This is a genomic window from Enterocloster sp. 210928-DFI.2.20, assembly GCF_020554465.1.
Taxonomy (GTDB): Bacteria; Bacillota; Clostridia; order Lachnospirales; family Lachnospiraceae; genus Enterocloster; species Enterocloster bolteae.
The window spans coordinates 144,648-165,680 of sequence record NZ_JAJCHK010000012.1; the positions used below are offsets into that span (position 1 = coordinate 144,648).

Annotated in this window: 18 protein-coding genes; 16 read left to right on the forward strand and 2 right to left on the reverse strand. The window is 49.7% G+C overall.

All coding sequences use genetic code 11. From position 1 onward, the window contains the following. Nucleotides 1-45 precede the first annotated feature (45 nt). The 14 genes from LI015_RS13065 (at nucleotide 46) to LI015_RS13130 (ending at nucleotide 16,770) form a co-directional block, all read left to right on the forward strand. A complete protein-coding gene (locus LI015_RS13065; RefSeq protein ID WP_002568097.1) occupies nucleotides 46-285 on the forward strand; it encodes a hypothetical protein in 240 nt (79 codons plus the stop codon). 161 nt (nucleotides 286-446) lie between these two features. Then, nucleotides 447-1,220 carry a MerR family transcriptional regulator gene (locus tag LI015_RS13070; RefSeq protein ID WP_227125317.1) on the forward strand — a complete coding sequence of 258 codons (774 nt, stop codon included), beginning with the start codon at nucleotides 447-449 and terminating at the stop codon, nucleotides 1,218-1,220. Nucleotides 1,221-1,269: 49 nt separating this feature from the next. Then, complete coding sequence (locus tag LI015_RS13075) at nucleotides 1,270-2,055, forward strand: ABC transporter ATP-binding protein (RefSeq protein ID WP_227125319.1); 786 nt, start codon at nucleotides 1,270-1,272, stop codon at nucleotides 2,053-2,055. Beyond that, nucleotides 2,052-2,795, forward strand: coding sequence for an ABC transporter permease (locus LI015_RS13080; RefSeq protein ID WP_227125320.1), 744 nt, complete (start codon nucleotides 2,052-2,054; stop codon nucleotides 2,793-2,795). Before LI015_RS13075 ends, LI015_RS13080 begins: the two co-directional genes overlap by 4 nt. A 122-nt stretch (nucleotides 2,796-2,917) precedes the next feature. Next, nucleotides 2,918-4,249: an HD domain-containing phosphohydrolase gene (locus LI015_RS13085; protein ID WP_118017449.1), complete on the forward strand. Its 1,332-nt coding sequence runs from the start codon at nucleotides 2,918-2,920 to the stop codon at nucleotides 4,247-4,249. 108 nt (nucleotides 4,250-4,357) lie between these two features. Then, nucleotides 4,358-5,329, forward strand: coding sequence for an N-acetylmuramoyl-L-alanine amidase family protein (locus LI015_RS13090; RefSeq protein WP_002568092.1), 972 nt, complete (start codon nucleotides 4,358-4,360; stop codon nucleotides 5,327-5,329). A gap of 78 nt (nucleotides 5,330-5,407) precedes the next feature. Next, entirely contained in the window at nucleotides 5,408-7,507 is a 2,100-nt protein-coding gene (locus LI015_RS13095; RefSeq protein WP_227125322.1) for a M28 family peptidase, read from the forward strand. Between the two features lie 7 nt (nucleotides 7,508-7,514). Further along, entirely contained in the window at nucleotides 7,515-8,147 is a 633-nt protein-coding gene (locus LI015_RS13100) for a GNAT family N-acetyltransferase (protein WP_002568090.1), read from the forward strand. 249 nt (nucleotides 8,148-8,396) lie between these two features. Continuing rightward, a complete protein-coding gene (gene leuB, locus LI015_RS13105; RefSeq protein ID WP_002571663.1) occupies nucleotides 8,397-9,482 on the forward strand; it encodes a 3-isopropylmalate dehydrogenase in 1,086 nt (361 codons plus the stop codon). A 56-nt stretch (nucleotides 9,483-9,538) separates the two neighbouring features. Continuing rightward, complete coding sequence (ilvD, locus tag LI015_RS13110) at nucleotides 9,539-11,203, forward strand: dihydroxy-acid dehydratase (RefSeq protein WP_227125324.1); 1,665 nt, start codon at nucleotides 9,539-9,541, stop codon at nucleotides 11,201-11,203. Nucleotides 11,204-11,248: 45 nt separating this feature from the next. Continuing rightward, nucleotides 11,249-12,931, forward strand: coding sequence for a biosynthetic-type acetolactate synthase large subunit (ilvB, locus tag LI015_RS13115; RefSeq protein WP_002568087.1), 1,683 nt, complete (start codon nucleotides 11,249-11,251; stop codon nucleotides 12,929-12,931). A 239-nt stretch (nucleotides 12,932-13,170) separates the two neighbouring features. Further along, on the forward strand, nucleotides 13,171-14,256 hold the full coding sequence (serC, locus tag LI015_RS13120) for a 3-phosphoserine/phosphohydroxythreonine transaminase (protein ID WP_002568086.1): 1,086 nt from the start codon (nucleotides 13,171-13,173) through the stop codon (nucleotides 14,254-14,256). Nucleotides 14,257-14,292: 36 nt separating this feature from the next. After that, nucleotides 14,293-15,456 (forward strand): phosphoglycerate dehydrogenase, encoded by a 1,164-nt coding sequence (locus tag LI015_RS13125; RefSeq protein ID WP_002568085.1) that lies wholly within the window; start codon nucleotides 14,293-14,295, stop codon nucleotides 15,454-15,456. A gap of 51 nt (nucleotides 15,457-15,507) precedes the next feature. After that, nucleotides 15,508-16,770, forward strand: coding sequence for a DUF1015 domain-containing protein (locus LI015_RS13130; protein ID WP_195632234.1), 1,263 nt, complete (start codon nucleotides 15,508-15,510; stop codon nucleotides 16,768-16,770). A 286-nt stretch (nucleotides 16,771-17,056) separates the two neighbouring features. Here LI015_RS13130 and LI015_RS13135 read toward each other — a convergent pair whose 3' ends face one another. Further along, nucleotides 17,057-17,731, reverse strand: a complete 675-nt coding sequence (locus LI015_RS13135) for a GntR family transcriptional regulator (RefSeq protein WP_227125326.1) — start codon at nucleotides 17,729-17,731, stop codon at nucleotides 17,057-17,059. 423 nt (nucleotides 17,732-18,154) lie between these two features. Between LI015_RS13135 and LI015_RS13140 the strand changes: the two genes are divergently transcribed. After that, the gene (locus LI015_RS13140) at nucleotides 18,155-19,207 is read left to right on the forward strand and encodes a sugar ABC transporter substrate-binding protein (RefSeq protein ID WP_227125328.1); all 1,053 of its coding nucleotides are present in this window, start codon (nucleotides 18,155-18,157) and stop codon (nucleotides 19,205-19,207) included. A gap of 149 nt (nucleotides 19,208-19,356) precedes the next feature. After that, nucleotides 19,357-19,983: an ABC transporter permease gene (locus LI015_RS13145; RefSeq protein ID WP_227125330.1), complete on the forward strand. Its 627-nt coding sequence runs from the start codon at nucleotides 19,357-19,359 to the stop codon at nucleotides 19,981-19,983. 442 nt (nucleotides 19,984-20,425) lie between these two features. Here the strand turns inward: LI015_RS13145 and LI015_RS13150 are convergent, their stop codons facing one another. Beyond that, nucleotides 20,426-20,866, reverse strand: coding sequence for a helix-turn-helix domain-containing protein (locus LI015_RS13150; RefSeq protein ID WP_007868107.1), 441 nt, complete (start codon nucleotides 20,864-20,866; stop codon nucleotides 20,426-20,428). Nucleotides 20,867-21,033: the final 167 nt, after the last annotated feature.

The window sequence follows — 21,033 nt, forward strand, 5'->3', positions numbered from 1 at the left end:
CCCACGGTCATGAAAGGGGCTGCATATTCCGGGAGGTGTTGGATTGTGATAAAACTAAATATATTGAACATGAATGGATTTCTGCAGATTGTGAACCAGTGCAGCGGTGCGGTCAATGCCATTTTTCCGGATGGAAAACGGCGGGATCTCAACAAGTCATACGCTGCCCAGAAGGTGTTATGGGACCAATTCAGGGAGAATCAGGGGAGCCTGGCCCTGAAACTGGATTTCCAGAAGCCGGAGGATTATATAAGCATTGTGTATTATTATATCAGCGAGATTTAAAGCGCTGAGCCAGGAAGGGAAAATGATAAAAAACCAGCCGGAACAGGCTGGTTTTTTATTTGTTCTCAGAATACCGCATAGGAGCGGGTATCAGAGGGAAACCCTACACTATAACATCAGGGATGAAACCTGTGGTATAAAAGAATAGGAGGTGCATCTTTATGAATACATACAGGACAGTGGATCTGGCAAGGATGTTCGGCATTCATGTGAACACCGTACGTCTGTATGAAAGGTACGGCCTGATTCCGAAAGCAGAGAGGACGCAGAGCGGCTACAGGATTTTTACGGAGCTTCATGTGGAGCAGTTTAAGCTGGCAAGGGCGGCCTTGCGGGTGGAGGTTCTGCAAAATGGACTGAGAAAGCAGGCAGTCACTATCGTTAAAACTTCTGCGTCAGGGGATTTTGAGACGGCATTGAAGCTGACAAAACGTTACAGTGACCAGGTGGATCAGGAAATAAAACATGCAGAGGAGGCTGTCAGGATATGCAGGAGGATGCTTGCAGGCATTAAGGAACCGTGTTCCAGAAAAGACAGGGAACAGACCATGTATACAAGAAAGGAAGCAGCCGGTATCCTGGGTGTCACCATTGACACGCTCAGGAATTGGGAACTAAACGGCCTGTTTTCCGTCAGGCGGATGGCCAACGGCTACCGGGTCTATACAGGGGAGGATATACAGCGGCTGACCATCATACGCTCCCTCCGGTGCGCCAACTATTCCCTTTCGTCCATTCTGCGGATGCTAAACGCCTTATCCAGGAATCCGTCCGCCGATATCCGGAAAATTATTGATACACCCGGAGAGGACGACGATATTATCACTGCCTGTGATAAGCTTCTCACTTCCCTGGCAGAGGCAAAAGAGAATGCTGGGTATGTGGAGTCACAGATTGGGAAGCTGATGGAGATGAACCGCCGGGAACAGCTGTGAAAGACAGTTATAGCATATACCGATACACAGTGAACTAGGAGGCAGGAAGATGACAAATCGGGAAGAACAGAGGAAAGGCAGGGAAACAGCAGTGAACGCACAAGCTGCACTCCGGGAAAAGGCGGTGACAGTCACAGGGCTGAGCAAGTCCTATTCCGGAAAAAAGGTGATTGATAACCTGAACCTTACGATCCGGCCGGGCCAGATATATGGACTGCTGGGAGCCAACGGCGCGGGAAAGAGCACGGCCGTGGAATGTATACTGGGGACCAGAAGGGCTGATTCGGGAGAAGTGCGGATACTGGGAATGGACCCGGTGACAGAGCGCAGACATCTGTTTGAGCAGGTGGGGGTGCAGTTTCAGGAGGCAAGTTATCCGGACCGCATTAAGGTGCGGGAGCTCTGTGAGGAGACTGCCTGCCTGTATGAGAAAACAGCGGATTACAGGGATTTGCTGCGGCAGTTTAAGCTGGAGGATAAGGCGGATTCCATGTTAAGCCAGCTGTCGGGCGGGCAGAAGCAGAGGCTTTTTATTATACTGGCGCTCATACCAGGTCCCAAGGTGGTGTTTTTAGATGAACTGACAACAGGGCTGGATACAAAATCCCGCAGGGAGGTCTGGAAATGCCTTTTGGAAATGAAGGATAAGGGCCTTTCTATATGTCTTGTATCCCATTTCATGGATGAGGTGGAAATGCTCTGCGATCAAATCGGTATCCTGAGGGATGGAATGTTTGTCTTTGAAGGAACCGTAAAGGAGGCGGTGGATATCAGCCCGTACAGTAACCTGGAGGATGCGTATTTGTGGTGGACACAGGAGGAAGAAAACAGATGAAACGGTTTTATACCATACTGAAAACAGAACTTAAGTTATCTATCAGGGGCATGGATATGATTATCTTTGCCATCTGCATGCCCCTGGTGGCCATATCCCTGCTGGGAATTATTTTCGGCAGCCGGCCCGCTTATCCGGGGGCAGGCTATACATTTCTGGAACAGTCCTTCGGGGCAGTTTCTGCCATAGCGGTCTGCGCTGGCGGTGTTATGGGGCTTCCTCTGGTGATTTCGGAATACAGGCAGAAGAAGATACTTAAGCGGTACCAGGTAACGCCGGCCAGTCCGGCCCTCCTTCTGGCGGTCCAGACAGCGGTATATACCGTCTATTCCCTGGCATCCCTGGTTCTGGTCTATGCTGCGGCGGTCCTGTTTTTCGGGGCGCGTTTTCCAGGCTCAGCAGTAGCGTACCTGGCTGTATTCCTGTTTGTGATGCTGGTCATATTCAGCATAGGCATGATGATAGGAGGCATTGCCCCGGATGTCAGGACAGCCGGGATGTGGGCCAGCATACTGTATTTTCCCATGCTGGTTCTTTCGGGTGCCACCCTTCCGTATGAGACCATGCCCTCCGGCCTGCAGAGGATTGCGGATATGATGCCCCTGACCCAGGGAATCAAACTTCTTAAGGCGGTTTCCCTGGGGCTGCCGGCTGAGGGTATATGGAAATCATGTCTGTACATGGCAGTCTGCTTTTTGGTCTGCGGCGGGATTGCGCTGCGTTATTTTAAGTGGGAGTAAAAAAGGGCCCCTTTCAGGAAGGGGCCGCCTTTTCGGGGTATCAGATTGAGCTTGATTTATAGTGGGCTTTGTGTGAAAATAGGAGGCAGAGTATAAGTCGGAGTGAGAGAAAAGGAGCGGTTATGCCGGAATATTCCCTGCCTGTGGGCAATAAGGATTTAATTAATATCGCAAGAAGAGCTTTTAATCTGGTTGACCCAAGGCTGATTGGACACGGTGCCCGGGTCTCCTATCTGGTGTTCCAGATGCTAAAGGAGGATGGCACCTATACACCGTCGGAGATGAGAAACCTGCTGATTCTGGCTGCACTCCATGACATTGGCGCATATAAGACCGAGGAAATTGACAGGATGGTGGAATTCGAGACGAAGGAAGTGTGGAATCATTCCATTTACGGATATCTGTTCTTTCACTATTTTACGCCGTTTGAATATTGGGATTCCGTTGTCCTGTATCACCATATGCCCTGGAACCGGCTGAGAAAACAGAAGGATGTGCCGGAGAGAGTCAGGGAGGCGGCCCAGATCCTGAATCTGGCGGACCGGGCAGACATCTATTTCGGATCATCCGGTTATACAGGCGGATACCAGAGATTCACGGAGTTTTTGAGAAGGCAGGAAGGGCTGGCCTACAGCCCCAGAGTATCAGGACTTTTCAGGCGCCTGGGACCGGAAGTTCTGGACCGCCTGGCTGTCCAGGGCCAGGAATACTGTCTGCCGGAGGATGTGTCCGGGCAATTTGACAGGACCATGGAAGAGGTTCCGTTTACCGAGGATGAGCAAAAGGCGCTTCTGCGCATGCTGACCTATGTCATTGACTTTAGAAGCTCCCATACCGTAACCCATACCATTACAACCACTGTTATAAGCGAGGAACTGGCAGTCCGTATGCTGGACAGCGGCAATGATATCAGGGACGTGATCTGCGCAGCCATGCTTCATGATCTGGGAAAGATAGGAATACCTGTGGAGATACTGGAATTTCCCGGGAAATTAAGCCCTCAGGCCATGCGGGTCATGAGGACCCATGTGGATTTGACCGAGCACATTCTGGGAACAAATGTGTCAGCCAGGGTGAGGGATATCGCCCTGCGCCATCATGAGAAGCTGGATGGTTCCGGTTATCCCAGGGGGTTAAACGCCGAATCTCTGGATATGCCCCAGAGAATTGTGGCGGTGGCTGATATCATAAGCGCCCTGACAGGAACCAGAAGCTATAAGGATGCATTTTCGAAGGAAAAAACAGTGTCCATTCTGGAGGACATGGCGGAAAAGGGGCTTATAGATTCAGTGATTGTATCCATGTTCGTGGAGAATTATGATACCATCATGGGGGCTGTGAGGCAGCGCTCCCAGCCTATCCTGGATAAATACCATGAGATGCAGCGGCAGTACCAGGTCCTGGAGCGCAGAATGGAGGACAGGAATTCACAGGCGGCTGCCAGGGAATCCTGAGCCGGATAATGTTAAGCCATGGAATCGTAAGGAAATGTATATTGACACAGCTGGCAAAACTGGATAAAGTAGGGTTATATGAGGAACGTAAAAAGGAGGAATCATGATATGCTGCACATGAAGCGGAAATTAATGATGGCTGCGGCAGGTGTACTGGCTGCCCTGATGGTGTTTCCTGCATACGGCGCAAGCCGTAAACCCATTAAGTCCATAAGTCTGACCATAAAAGCAGAGATAAAGCCGGATACGGATTTCGGAGATGAGCTCATAGAGATTGAGACCAGCAGCAACAAGTACTCTGTGGACGGCTATGAGATCCTGAATGACGATGTGGAATGGCGGGAGGACACCGTACCCAGAATCCAGATTACCCTGACAGCCAACGACGATTACTATTTCCAGTCCCTTCCCAAGGATAAGGTGACCATAAAAGGCGGAGCTGAGTTTAAAAATTCCAAGCGGGAGGATTCCAGCACCACCCTGCTGATGGATGTGGAGCTCCAGGCCCTGAACACCTCCCTTCATGCTCTGACAAATGTGGTCCTCACAGAGGACGGCATAGCCACCTGGGACGCCATACCGGCAGCGGGCAGCTATGAGGTGCGCGTGTACAGGGACGACAAGGCAGTGGGCGCTGTCATGACAGTCAGCACCAATACATGCAACTGCCGCGAGCGCATGCAGAAGGGCAATACGGCATACACGGTCAGGGTAAGGCCTGTAAGCAAATTTGACAGCAAGGAAAAAGGAGACTGGGCGGAATCTCCCAGCACGTACATACCGGAGGAAAAGGCGGCCCAGTTCAGGGAGAATCCCACGGGAGGAAACGGCGAATGGGTGCAGACTCCGGAAAACGGAAAATGGTGGTACCGCAACGCGGACGGCAGCTATCCGGCCAACAGCTGGCAGCAGATAGGAGATAAGTGGTATTTCTTTGACGCACAGGGCTATATGGCCACCGGATGGATACAGTGGGAAGGCAGGGAGTATTACTGCGCTGACAACGGCGAGATGCTGACCAACTGTCTGACGCCGGATTCCTACTGGGTAGGGGATGACGGGGCAAAGATTAACCAGTAACACAACTGAACACGGAATACAGGATGCTGTAGGAGTATGGGAATTTTACTCCTACAGCTATTTTTGAGGTGATGTGTCATGAATGGGGAAGAGTGGAGAAAGAGAATCTGCATGGAAACAGACACCGGATATTCCTACAGTCTGGCTAAACGGATGGAGAAATACCGCACCAATCCGGTGCTGGGATACAGAACTGCGGGATCAAGGGCAGAGTTTGAGACAGGCGAAATGCTGGTCCGGGAAATGGAGTCCCTGGGGCTTTCGGACGTGCATAAGGACAGGATATGCGTGGACAGCTGGGAGTTTGAGAAGGCAGTCATGGTTTTTACAGACAGCCGGGGCAGGGAGCACCGGTTTCAATTGGGGGCTTACCAGACTGATTTCCATACTGGCGGATTCCGGGAATTCAGCCTGGTATATCTGGGAAAGGGAACAGCGGCAGATTACGGACAGGTGGATGTGACCGGAAAGCTGGTTCTTATTGACATCAACCAGAGGGATGAGTGGTGGATTAATTTTCCTGTATACCAGGCCTGGCTGAAGGGGGCTGCTGCCCTGATTGCTGTCCAGGAGCAGGGGTACGGGGAGATAAACGACGAAGCGCTTAACGCCCAGGACATAGCGGGCCCGGATTATGCCCCGGCCTTTTCCATGTCCCGCGCTGACGCTTTAGTGCTGAAGGCGTCCATGGGGGAGGATAAACAGGTGCAGGTGCGCCTGGACGCCTCGTCCACGGTGCTTAAGGATCAGGAGACTTATAATATCATAGGAAGCATACCAGGGACAGAGGAAGGAATGATTCTGCTGTCAGCTCATTATGATTCCTATTTCAGCGGATTTCAGGATGACAATGCCGCGGTGGCCATGATGCTTGGCATAGCCAGAGCCGTGCTGCGGTCAGGGTATAAGCCCAGAAAGACCCTTGTGTTCTGCGCCATGGCTGCGGAGGAGTGGGGAGTGGTGAATTCCAAATACGACTGGTCTGCAGGCGCCTATGAGCAGGTATTTACGGCCAGGCCTGACTGGGCGGGAAAGGTTATCGCGGATCTGAACTTCGAGCTGCCTGCCCACGCCCATGGCAGGAAGGATGCTGTGAGGTGCGTGTATGAATATGCGGATTTCCTGGAGGAATTTATAACCGGTCTGCCAGCCGGTTTTTTTGCGGACCAGCCATATCCGGAGGGAGTGGAAGTGCTGAGTCCCATACAGACCTGGTCGGATGATTTTTCCCTGGCTGTGGGAGGGATTCCGTCCATGGTCAATGATTTCAGCGCAGGGGAATTCATGGAGACACATTACCATTCCCAGTATGATAATGAAAATTTTTACCAGGAACCGGTATACCACTTCCACCATGAGATGTACGCCGGCCTTGTGCTGGCTTTTGACAGGACAGCGGCAGTGCCCATGAATTTTGCGAGGCTGTTTGAAGGCGCAGCGGCCAGCATTGACGGCAGTGTGTGCCGCGGGGCAGACGCGGATCTGCCCGGGCTGCATTTAGTTTTGAAACAGGGAATCCAGGCGGGAGAAGCCCTTTACAGTAAAATAAGGGAGATAAACAGGGCATACGGCCGGCTCCTGGACCGCGGCGAGGAAGAAAAGGCTTTTCTGCTGGCAGCCGGATGCAGGTCCCTGAACCGGGAACTCCTGCGTATCTTTAAAAAGGAGCAGGACTATTTTGTCCGGCTGAGCTGGCACGATGATGTGCTCTTTCCCCAGCAGGCGGTCCAGGAAAATGTAAGGGCCATGGACAGGGCCATTGCCTGTCTTGAAAACCGCAACCTGCCCGGAGCTCTGGAGGCGGTCTATACAATAGACAACAACCGCTATGCATTTTTGTTTGAGGAGGAGGTTTATACCTACTTTACGGAATACGTTCTGAACCAGCCGCCCGGCCGGCTTAAATGGGGGGCGGGGAGAATTGTCCACCATCAGAACCTGTTTCGCCTGGTTGAGAGGCTGAAGGCCAGGGCCGGGGAAGAAAATCCGGATACCCGGGAGGAATATGATATCCTTGTCAGGGCCCGGGAGAACCAGCTTGGCTGCTATGGTGATGACATCCGGTACATGATAACATCTGCCGGTAAGCTCCTGAAGGCAATCCGGCAGGCCGGGCATCGGGCTTCTGAATTAAAACAGGATTTATATACAAGTGAGAGTAAGATACAGGAGGAGTAAATGAGAGATGGAAAGCCGACAATTATACCGGGTTAAGGAGGAGGACCTGCCCAGATTGGAGAAACTTCTGACCGGATGTTTTGAGCACGACCCGTTATACTGCAAACTGATCCCGGATGAGGAGATTAGGAAACGGCTTCTGCCGGAGCTGTTTGCCTGCGACCTGACAGAATTCTATGAGACCTGCGAGATTTATTCAGACAGCCCTGAGATGAATTCCCTGCTGGTTGTTTCCGATGAAACCGAGCCCTATAATCCGCTGACCTATTATCTGGCGGAGGCATGGGCGTCTCTCAGAACCGATGAGTTCTTGATTAAGGAGGACCCCAGCCTTAAGACCCTGTGGAAGTTCATGCTGGGCAAGGATTACCTCAACTCCAGATGGACGGCACAGCTGCACCGGACAGAACGGATACACATTATCTATCTGGCTGTAAGACCGGATATGCAGCACCACGGCCTGGCTGCCCTGCTGTTAGGTGAGGTTATCCGTTATGCCGACCAGCACAAGCTTATGATATCCCTGGAAACCCATAATCCGGATAATGTGCCTCTTTATGAGCATTTTGGATTTAAGGTCTTTGGCGTGATGGAAAAGCATTTTGCGCTGAGACAATATTGCCTGGTCAGGGAAGCATAGGAGCCGGGGAGAGGAAATAGAAGACAGGGAAAGGAAATAAGAGGCGGGGAAAGGAAATAAGAGGCAGGCTGTTGCGGGAACTTCCATAACTTCCAGTCATGATAATAATTCCAAACTTGTATATTTCACTATAGCGAAATTCTGCCGGAAAGGTTGAAATACCTTTTCAAATGATATATGATTGAAAGAAATTATATTATTATGGATAGATATAACCATAAAGAATAGAAGACAGGGGAGATATGCACTATGAATTATAATGTGACTGTGATTCCAGGCGATGGGATTGGACCGGAGATTGTGAGGGAAGCCAGGAAGGTGCTGGACCAGGTGGGAAAGGTGTTCGGTCATTCCTTTGATTATACAGAGATTCTGATGGGGGGATGCTCCATTGATGCGTACGGTGTGCCCCTGACAGAGGAAGCCCTGGAGACGGCCAGAAAGAGCGATGCAGTGCTTCTGGGGGCTGTGGGCGGAGACGTGGGGAACTCACGGTGGTATGACGTGGCTCCTAACCTCAGGCCCGAGGCAGGGCTTCTGGCTATCCGCAAGGGGCTGGGGCTGTTCGCTAATATCAGGCCGGCTTATCTTTATAAGGAACTGGCTGAGGCCTGCCCTCTGAAAAAGGAGATTATCGGGGACGGATTTGACATGGTTATCATGAGGGAGCTTACAGGCGGCCTTTATTTTGGGGACAGGTACACAAGGGAAGTGGACGGCGTCATGACAGCCGTGGACACACTTACATATAATGAAAAGGAAATCAGAAGGATTGCCGTCAAGGCCTTTGATATTGCCATGAAGCGCAGGAAGAAGGTAACCAGCGTGGACAAGGCCAATGTCCTGGATTCCTCCAGATTGTGGAGGAAGGTGGTGGAGGAAGTGGCCGCTGATTACCCGGAGGTGGAGCTGTCCCACATGCTGGTGGACAACTGCGCCATGCAGCTGGTCATGAATCCAGGCCAGTTTGATGTGATTCTCACAGAGAATATGTTTGGGGACATCCTTTCGGATGAGGCCAGCATGATTACGGGCTCTATCGGAATGCTGTCATCTGCCAGCATGAATGAGAGCAAATTCGGCCTCTATGAGCCCAGCCACGGCTCTGCGCCTGATATTGCGGGAAAGGATATGGCTAACCCCATTGCCACCATCCTCTCGGCAGCCATGCTGCTGCGCTATTCCTTTGATATGGACCGGGAGGCGGACGCTGTTGAGAAGGCGGTACAGGCTGTGCTCACAGAAGGGTACCGAACCGGGGATATTATGTCCGAGGGATGTACCAGGGTGGGCACCTGTAAAATGGGTGATTTGATTGCGGAACGGATTGGATGATTGACAGACGGACGGTTATGACTGGATGATCCGGATTAGATGAAAGGGGATACAACATGAAAAGTGATGCGGTTAAGACAGGTATGCAGCAGGCACCCCACAGGTCCCTGTTTAATGCTCTTGGTATGACAGAGGAAGAGATGAGAAAGCCTCTGGTGGGTATTGTAAGTTCCTATAATGAGATAGTTCCGGGCCATATGAACCTGGATAAGATTGTGGATGCCGTGAAGCTGGGCGTTGCCATGGCCGGCGGTACTCCGGTGGTGTTCCCGGCCATTGCTGTCTGTGATGGTATTGCCATGGGGCATATCGGCATGAAGTATTCCCTGGTGACCCGGGATTTGATTGCGGATTCCACGGAGTGTATGGCGCTGGCCCATCAGTTTGACGCGTTGGTAATGGTGCCTAACTGTGATAAGAATGTTCCGGGACTTCTGATGGCAGCAGCCAGGATCAATGTGCCCACCGTGTTTGTCAGCGGCGGTCCTATGCTGGCCGGCCATGTGAAGGGGCATAAAACCAGCCTTTCCAGCATGTTTGAGGCGGTGGGCGCTTACGCGGCAGGCAACATGTCTGAGGAGGATGTGAAGGAGTTTGAGAATAAGGCATGTCCTACCTGCGGTTCCTGTTCCGGCATGTATACGGCTAACAGCATGAACTGCCTGACCGAGGTCCTGGGTATGGGACTTAAGGGAAACGGCACCATCCCGGCTGTTTATTCCGAGCGCATCAAGCTGGCGAAACATGCCGGCATGAAGGTGATGGAGATGTACGAGAAGAACATCCGCCCAAGGGATATCATGACAAAAGAAGCATTTATGAACGCCCTGACCATGGATATGGCGCTGGGATGCTCCACCAACAGCATGCTTCACCTTCCTGCCATTGCCCATGAGGCGGGCGTGGAGCTGAATGTGGATATTGCCAACGAAATCAGCGCAAGAACCCCCAACCTGTGCCATCTGGCGCCGGCAGGACCTACCTACATAGAGGATTTGAACGAGGCAGGGGGAATCTATGCGGTTATGAAGGAAATCAGCAAGAAGGGGCTTCTGAACCTGGACTGCATGACTGTCACGGGCAGGACCGTGGGAGAGAATATAAAGGACTGCGTCAACAGGAACCCGGAGGTTATCCGTCCGGTGGAGAATCCCTACAGCCAGACCGGCGGCATTGCCATATTAAAGGGCAATCTGGCACCGGATTCCGCAGTGGTGAAGCGCTCCGCTGTTGCGCCTGAGATGTTAAAGCATGAGGGACCGGCCAGGGTATTTGACTGCGAGGAGGATGCCATTGATGCCATCAAGAACGGCAGGATTGTAGCCGGAGACGTGGTGGTTATCCGCTATGAAGGACCTAAGGGAGGTCCGGGCATGAGGGAGATGCTCAACCCTACCTCTGCCATTGCCGGTATGGGACTGGGCTCCACGGTGGCCCTGATTACAGACGGACGTTTCTCCGGCGCCTCCAGAGGCGCTTCCATCGGCCACGCCTCACCTGAGGCAGCAGTGGGAGGCCCCATTGCCCTGGTGGAAGAGGGGGATATTATTTCCATTGATATTGACAACCATGAGCTGAACGTGCTGGTATCCGACCAGGAGATGGAAGCCAGGAAGGCCAAGTGGCAGCCCCGCACACCGCAGATCACCACAGGATATCTGGCCAGATACGCGTCCCTGGTTACTTCCGCTGACAGGGGAGCTGTGCTGCAGGTAAAATGATTATCGGGGCATCATGAAATAACATGAAGAAAAGGAGTGCAGTATATGAGCAAATTGACGGGGGCAGAGATTGTAGTTGAGTGTTTGAAGGAACAGGGCGTGGACACCGTATTTGGTTATCCGGGCGGCGCTATCCTGAATATATATGATGCATTGTACCAGCACCAGGATGAGATTACCCATATCCTGACATCCCATGAGCAGGGAGCTTCCCATGCGGCTGACGGCTACGCAAGGGCCACCGGCAGGGTGGGTGTGTGCCTGGCCACATCTGGTCCGGGCGCCACCAATCTGGTAACAGGCATTGCCACTGCTTATATGGATTCCGTGCCGGTGGTGGCCATTACCTGCAACGTGACCAACAGTCTGCTGGGCAAGGACAGTTTCCAGGAAATCGACATTACGGGCGTGACCATGCCCATTACAAAATATAATTTCATTGTTAAGGATGTAAACCGTCTGGCAACGGTTATCCGAAGGGCATTTACCATTGCCCAGACAGGCCGCCCCGGCCCTGTGCTGGTGGATATCACCAAGGACGTGACGGCTGCGCCCTGCGAATATGAGAAGCAGGTTCCGGAGGAAATCGTGCGCCAGAGCGATACCATTACAGAGCAGGACATGGACCGGGCCGTGGAGATGATCCGCAAAGCGTCAAAGCCGTTTATCTTTGTGGGCGGCGGCGCTGTGCTGGCCAATGCGTCCGACGAGCTGAGGGCATTTGCCCATAAGATTCAGGCGCCGGTAGCGGACAGTCTTATGGGAAAGGGCGCGTTTGACGGAGCTGACGAGCTGTACACGGGTATGGTGGGCATGCACGGCACCAAAACCTCCAACTTCGGCATAACCGAGGCCGACCTGCTGATTGTGGTGGGCGCCAGGTTCAGCGACCGCGTGACCGGCAATGCGTCCAAGTTTGCAAAGAATGCAAAGATTCTCCAGCTGGACATCGACCCGGCAGAGATTAACAAGAATATTAAGGTGGACGCCAGCATCATCGGGGATGTGAAGGTCATCCTGCGCAAGCTGAATGCCAGGCTGGACCCGGTGAACCACGACGAGTGGATAGCCCACATAGAGCGCATGAAGGATATGTACCCCCTGCGCTATGACAAGAACTTGCTGACAGGTCCTTTCATCGTCCAGACCATCAACGAGGTGACGGGCGGGGACGCTGTCATAGTCACTGAGGTGGGACAGCACCAGATGTGGGCAGCCCAGTACTACCAGTACCGCCAGCCCCGCACCCTTCTCACTTCGGGAGGACTGGGAACCATGGGTTACGGCCTGGGTGCCGCTATAGGCGCAAAGATGGGATGCAGGGATAAGACGGTTATCAATATTGCAGGCGACGGCTGTTTCCGCATGAACATGAACGAGATTGCCACGGCAACCCGGTATAATATCCCTGTGGTGGAGGTTATCGTGAATAACCATGTGCTGGGCATGGTACGCCAGTGGCAGACCCTGTTCTACGGCAAGCGCTATTCCCAGACCATACTGAATGATTCCGTGGATTTTGTGAAGATAGCAGAGGCCATGGGGGCCAGGGCTTACCGTGTGACGCAGAAGGAGGAGCTGGAGCCGGTGCTTCGGGAAGCCATTTCCTTAAACATTCCTGTGGTCATTGACTGTCAGATCAGCTGCGATGACAAGGTATTCCCCATGGTATCACCGGGAGCGCCTATTGCAGATGCTTTTGACGATACAGACTTGAAAATTAATTAAAAACAGTGTATAGTAGTCTTTAATATCTTGGCTGCGTTATCAGATTAGCACGATAAAGCGACAGAATGCAAGCCGGGACAGGTGGGACAGATATACGATGGAGTATACAGTCAGGCGACTTCTCTGTATGCGGTATGGCATTGTATTGTGCCGGGTTCCGCATATGGAGGAGTCCTCTGTGTATATATATTAAAGAGGATATGTGCAGCAAGTACAACCATTTAAAGGAGGAGAACAAGATGAGCAGAGTTTACAATTTTTCAGCCGGACCGGCCGTTTTGCCGGAGGACGTCCTGAAAGAAGCCGCGGCAGAGATGCTGGATTACAGGGGAACAGGAATGTCAGTGATGGAGATGAGTCATCGATCTAAGGCTTATGACACCATCATCAAGGAAGCTGAATCAGACCTGCGGGATCTTTTACATATTCCGGATAATTATAAGGTGCTGTTTCTTCAGGGGGGCGCATCCCAGCAGTTTGCCATGGTGCCCATGAACCTGATGAAGAACAAGGCGGCAGATTACATCCTTACCGGACAGTGGGCTAAGAAGGCATATCAGGAAGGCGCCATTTACGGAAAGGCCAATGCCATTGCGTCCAGCGCTGACAAGACCTTCAGCTATATTCCGGATTGCTCCGACCTGCCTGTTTCCGAGGACGCGGATTATGTGTATATCTGTGAGAACAACACCATTTACGGCACCAAGTACTGGACCCTTCCCAACACAAAGGGAAAGCTTCTGGTAGCTGACCAGTCCTCATGCTTTCTGTCCGAGCCAGTGGATGTGACAAAGTACGGCCTGATCTTTGCAGGCGCCCAGAAGAACGTGGGACCGGCGGGAACCGTCATTGTCATTGTGAGGGAGGACCTGGTGACAGAGGATGTGCTGCCCGGAACACCTACCATGCTCCGTTATAAGACCCATGCAGACGCAGAGTCACTGTACAATACCCCGCCTACATACGGCATATACATGTGCGGAAAGGTATTTAAGTGGCTGAAGGCCAGAGGCGGCCTGGAAGCCATGAAGGAATACAACGAAAAGAAGGCTGAGATCCTCTATAATTTCCTGGATGAAAGCCAGTTATTTAAGGGTACTGTGGTTAAGAAGGACCGCTCACTGATGAACGTGCCCTTCGTGACAGGGGACGAGGAACTGGACGCCCTGTTTGTGAAGGAGTCAAAGGCAGCGGGCTTTGAGAATCTGAAAGGACACAGAACCGTGGGCGGCATGCGCGCCAGCATTTACAATGCAATGCCTGCGGAGGGTGTTGGGAAACTGGTGGAATTTATGGCTGACTTCGAGAAGAAGCACAGGAAATAAAAGTCTTTGGACATATAAGAGGAGAGTTGGATTATTATGAAAAAAATTCATTGCTTGAACCCCATTGCAAAGTGCGGCACGGAGCTGTTTCCGGCCGGATATGAGATGACAGACAAGGCAGCTGATGCTGACGCCGTCCTGGTGCGCAGTGCTTCCATGCATGATATGGAACTTCCTGAGAACCTGCTGGCAGTGGGCCGTGCGGGAGCAGGTGTCAACAATATTCCTCTGGACTCCTGCGCCCAGAAGGGCATCGTTGTATTCAATACACCGGGAGCCAATGCCAACGGCGTAAAGGAGCTGGTGATCGCAGGCATGCTCATGGCATCCCGCGATATCGTGGGCGGTATCGAGTGGTGCAAGGCCAATGCGGAGGATGACAACATCACCAAGGATACAGAGAAGAGCAAGAAGGCATTTGCTGGCTGCGAGATTAAGGGCAAGAAGCTGGGAGTTATCGGCCTGGGCGCCATCGGGGCGGAGGTTGCCAACGCAGCCACCCATCTGGGAATGGAGGTATACGGATACGACCCGTATATTTCCATCAACGCGGCCTGGAGACTGTCCAGGAATGTAAAGCATATCACCAACGCGGACATCATTTTCCAGGAATGTGATTATATCACCATCCATGTGCCTCTTATGGATTCCACCAGGGGAATGATCAACAAAGAAAAACTGGCTATCATGAAGGATGGGGTGGTAATCCTCAACTTCTCCAGGGACACCCTGGTCAATGACGATGATATGGCGGAAGCGCTGGATGCAGGAAAGGTGCGCTACTATGTCAGTGATTTCCCCAATCCAAAGGTTGCAAACATGGAGAGGGTCATCCTGCTTCCCCATTTGGGCGCTTCCACAAAGGAGTCCGAGGACAACTGCGCGGTGATGGCTGTGAAGGAGCTGACAGATTACCTGGAGAATGGAAATATTAAAAACTCCGTTAATTTTCCGTCCTGCGACATGGGCATGTGCCAGGCAGAGAGCCGTGTGGCTGTGCTTCATATGAACATTCCCAACATGATTGGACAGATTACAGCTATATTGGCCGAACAGGGCATGAACATTTCCGACATGACCAATAAGAGCCGGGATAAGTATGCCTACACGCTGCTGGATTTGGAGCACAAGGCGGAGGATTCCACCATTCAGAAGCTCAGGGCCATCAAAGGTGTGCTGAGGGTGCGGGTGGTTAAGTAACTGCCCGTTTCCGTGGACGGACTGTAACCTTAGATAAACAGGAGGGAAACTATGGCAGTAGTAAAACCATTTATGTGTATCAGGCCCGCGGCGGACAAGGCGGCCCGGGTGGCGGCCCTGCCCTATGATGTGTATAACAGGAAGGAAGCCTGCCAGGCCGTTAAGGGCAATCCCCTATCCTTCCTGAACATTGACCGGGCTGAGACTCAGTTTGGGGATGACGTGGATACCTATGACAGCCGTGTCTATGACAAGGCCAGGGAGCTGCTTGATTGTCAGATTGAGGAAGGGGTTTATGTGACTGACCCTGAGGAGAATTATTACCTCTATGAACTCACCATGGAGGGCAGGAGCCAGACCGGTATCGTGGCCTGCTGTTCCATTGACGACTATGTGAACGGCGTGGTGAAGAAACATGAGAATACCAGGGAGGATAAGGAGCTGGACCGTATCCGCCATGTGGATGCCACCAACGCCCATACGGGCCCTATTTTCCTGGCCTACAGACAGAATCAGGAGCTTAAGGCCCTGGTGGCCCGGGTAAAGGAGGAGGCGCCTCTGTATGATTTTGTGTCGGAGGACGCAATCCGCCACAGGGTGTGGATGATTGGCGCCAGAAGCATGGTGGAAGCCGTGGAGGCTGCTTTTGCAGCCATACCGGGCACTTATATTGCAGACGGCCACCACAGGGCTGCCTCCGCTGTGAAGGTGGGGCTTAAGAGAAGGGAAGAGAACCCGGATTATACGGGGAAGGAACCCTTCAATTATTTCCTGGCTGTACTGTTCCCGGACGAGGAGCTTAAGATACTGCCCTATAACCGGGTGGTAAAGGATTTGAACGGATTGGGACAGGAGGATTTCCTGGCTGCTGTGGCTGAGCGGTTTGATGTGGCTGCATGGGGGGATCCTGGCTGCGGGGAACCGGGGGCAGACGCCTTCTGGCCCAGGGAAAAGGGAACATTCGGCATGTTTCTCGGCGGCAGATGGTACCGTCTCAGGGTGAAGCCGGAGTTTCAGAGCAGCGATCCGGTGAAGGGACTGGATGTGTCCATTCTTCAGGACCAGCTTTTGGGTCCGGTTCTGGGGGTAGGTGATCCCAGGACGGATAAACGCATTGATTTCATCGGCGGCATCAGGGGATTAAAGGAGCTGGAGCGCAGGGTATCCGAGGATATGGAAGCTGCGTTCTCCATGTATCCCACTTCCATAGAGGAGCTGTTAGCAGTGGCCGATGCAGGGCTTCTCATGCCTCCTAAGTCAACCTGGTTTGAGCCGAAGCTGCGGAGCGGGCTGTTTATACATAGGTTGGGGTAGGATGGGGAAGGGTACGCGGACGCGCTTTGGGGGCCGCAAACCTTCACTTAGCATTTACTCAAATTAACAGCTGTACAGATAAAATTCAGCTAAAGGGCCGCATATCAAGATGACATCAGGATAATGCGGCCCTGTATATTGATTGGTATGCCGGTATCCTTGGCATACCATTTTTCTTTTTGCCCATTTGGATATAAAGGATGCGGACGGGATGATACGTTATGGGTGAGCGGAATGGGGGTGTGGGAGGCGCAGCCGCCTTCCCGAATCTTTACCTCCAAACCAATCAGAACCCAATGTTATTACTGTCAATACTGTCAAACACCAGCCGAAAGGTTGATTTTTTCGATTCATCCAGATGATACAGCAGTTTCTCCGCAGCAGTAGCCCAGTCTTTTTCAAGGCAGGGGATGATGATAGCGATATGTTCTTTGAAGGTGTCCTCCAGACGGTTATTGGAGATATTGCCTGTCATGAAGCGGAAGCGTTCGCTTTGGGTCTGAATTAGGGCGTAGTTCTGACGCAGGTATATATTGGAACACGTGTCAACGATCATTTGGTGGAAAGATGAATCTAGATCATAAAAATAATTATTGTTCTGAAAACATTCACTGCTGGCATCTTTGTGGGAAAAGATATAATAAAATTCATGGAGTTTGTCTTCGGAAAGAAAGGAACCGTAATTTTTTAAAATATAAGGCTCATACAGCTTACGAATCTCAAAAATCATATTAACATCTTTTATGGAAAGACTTGTGACCGTAATCCCTTTTTTGGGTTTTATTTCTATGAGGCCTTCCTGTTCCAGCCTGCTAAGGGCATCGCGTATGGGGGTCCGGCTTATCTTCAATTCTTCGGTCAATATTTCTTCATTCAGGTACAATCCAGGAGCATATTCACAAGTGACGATTTTCTGTTTTATGGTTTTATAGGCCAGGGTCTTAAGATTGGTTTTAGCCATGGCGTCTTTGTCCCCCCTCGTTTGATTTGTATTAGAATATTTTATCATAGTTCGGATAATGCATCAATTGTATTGATGTGAATATTGACAAACCCTAACGTATTAATTGATGTATACATTAAAACATGATTGATTATACCATAAATTTATAAAAGAAAGAATGAAAAAGATGTAAGATTTTAAAAATATATAATTTGCATAAAAAAAGTCTATTATAGTGTGCAATATGGATAAAAATACAATACAAGAAAGAAAAGATAAAAAAACCATTGACAATTATATATAATACCTATTATACTTGTTGTATCAATTGATGTATACATCAATGTATGTTTCATAACAAAGGCTCTGGATTCAATCAATTTTAGAATCTGTTGCAGTTGTATGAAGACGCAAAAACTAAAAACAGGAGGAGTTATTAGAATGAAAAAGATTTATGCAGGTTTTTTAGCGGCGCTGATGGTAACTGGATTAGCATTGTCCGGGTGTGGCAATGTACAAATTGATGGTGCGGATTCAAAGAATACAACATCAAGCACATCCAGTTCAGAAGGAACTCAGGAGGCTGCAGTTAAGTCGAATGTCAAAGATCCATATGCAGACGATGTTAAAATTGCCTTTGTACCTAACGTTATAGGAGATTCAGTTGCTGCCGCTTGGGGAGACGGTATGGAAAAAGAATTATCCATTTTTGAGAATGTTACATTCCAACGCTTTGATGGTAAGGCATCTGCTGAAACACAGGTTCAGATAATGTCGGATTTGGTTAACCAGCATTATGATGCAATCATATTACAGGCAACAGATGCGGCAGCTCTTGCTGCTTCCGTAGAGCAGGCGGAGGCTGCAGGTATTCCTGTCATAACATTAAACATGGATGCTTCTACTCCACATGCGGCGTTGGTTGCTATGGTTGATTATGAAGCCGGAGCATTGGTAGCTAAGAATATTGCTTCTTCTATTGGAGAGACTGGAAAAGTTGTGATTATTCAGGCCACACCCGGAGCTAGCCGCGGGGAAATTCTGGAAGCCGGTTTTAGGGATGAAATGGCCAAGCACCCGGATGTAGAAATAATAGATGCACAGACCGGAGAATGGCTTACCGAGAAAGCAAATGTAGTTATGAATGACTTTTTAACTAAATATGACAAAATTGATGCTGTGTTCTGCCACAATGATGCAATGGCAGAAGGTGCTTCCCAGGCTGCGGAAGCAGCAGGTCGTTTGGGAGAAATGGTGATTTGGGGAGCAGACGGTGAGTCTAAAGCCCTGGAATATATCGAAAAAGGAAAGATGGCCGGTACCATTTATACAAACTGTTATGACCAGGGAGCAACCGCAGCACGGCTTGCTATGTACTTTATTGGTTCCGAGGCCGATACATCCTCCTATACAGAGACACCAATCGTAAAGATGGCTCCGGTCGTAGTCACCTCCGATACAGTGGGATCAATTGGTCCTGATATCCGCTGGTAATCCAAAGGAATCCTTCCAAGGAAACAGGGCGGTTCTGTTGCGTCCTGTTTCTTCCTGGCAGGCCTCTCAGATAAAAAATGGTTTATGTCATGTTTGGAGAGGCGATGGATTTCAGGCAGATTCCGGTTATGATAAAAGGAGGAACTACTATGCGACAAGAGTCAATTCGCCGGCTTATATCTGTCGGCTTGCTTTTTGTATTGATTTTAATTTTTGGTCTTACCAGCGAATACTTTTTTACCGCTAACAATATTTTTACTTTATTACGTGAGTGTTCCACTATAGGAATCATTGCAGTCGGTGTTTCTATGGTAATCATAACTGCCGGCATAGACTTGTCAACAGGTGCGCTGGTAGGTTTCGTGGCAATGCTCTGCGCCAATCTGCTTTATTATACCAATCTTCCGTCTGGTGTCATTATTCTGATTGCCCTTGCAGTTGGGGCTCTGGGAGGTTACTTAAATGGGGTGTTAGTAACCGTGTTTCGTATACCTGATTTTATAGCGACTCTTTCCACGCAATTCCTGTTCAGAGGCCTGGCTTTAATTTTTGCTATCCGAACCGCTACAGGTATGATTTCAAATAAGGTAATTGATAATCGGACCTTTCTTCTTCTGGGAGGAAGCATTAACGGAGTATATCTCGTAACGATTGCATTCTTTGTTATAGCAATAGCGGGTCAGCTCATCCTTAAACGGACCAAGCTGGGGGTATATGCCTATGCGGTAGGCGCTAATAGCAAATCAGCTGAATTATCTGGAATTAATTTTGTGTAGGTTACCAAGATATTTGACAAAACCGAGACAGAGGAGGAGTGAGTGGGATATGGCGGGAAGTGACGGTATATCAAGGGTTTCGGCGGTTTTTAGAGGAAAATCGCTATTGACAAATAAAATGAGAATAATATAGAAAAAGGACCTTTTCCAAGAAAATTGCCGGAGAGGTCCTTTTTTTGAGCCGTTAAAAATTAACGTTAATCAATGTTATAAAATTATGTGAAAAGTACGCAGAATCAAGGATTGACGCGTTAAAAGACATAAAACTAATCGTGTAAAATTAAGCGAATGACAACGATGAGCAAATGCCCTGATTGAAAAAAAATAAAAATAGGGGCATTTGCTGAATCTTCAAGGCTTTGTAGATATTTTTTTGAAATTTAAAGGGCTTAAAGCAAATGCCCTATTTGGTTTATTTATTGGCCAAAACAAAGAAAAAAAATTAGGCTATTTCACTATTTCCGTCCATGACGTTTTTTCCATGATTCGAGGTTGATGACAACTCCGATTTTTCACACTTAGCAACCTTTGCACGAAGATAGTTTTTTACATCAAGTTGTTCTTCTAAGGGAAGGCTCCTCAACATAAAAATTATGAGTTCCTCTGATTCATTTAATTTCAGGCTATATTCAATATTAGATGTTTTCGGAGAGCTATTATCTATAATTGATGCTTCCCCAGTTAAAATCCAATCTATAGAAGTTTGAAGCAATTTAGATAACGAAACTAGTGCTTTAGAAGATGGTAAAACATTACCGCGCTCTATTTCGCTAAGGTTACCATTAGATATTCCAGTAGCAGCATAAACATCTTTTTGCGTTAGATTAAGTTCTTTTCTACGAGTTTTAATTCTTATCCCAACCATTTTATCAATATTATCCATTTGACCTCCCATTTTGATACAGATTATCTAATTTAAGATAAAATCTAAAAAAGAATATTGACAATATCTAAAATTAGATATATTATATCTGTATGGATGATTTATAAGCCAATACAAAAGTAACATACTTTGAAGATTACTTCAAGCAAAAGAACTTTAATTCATCA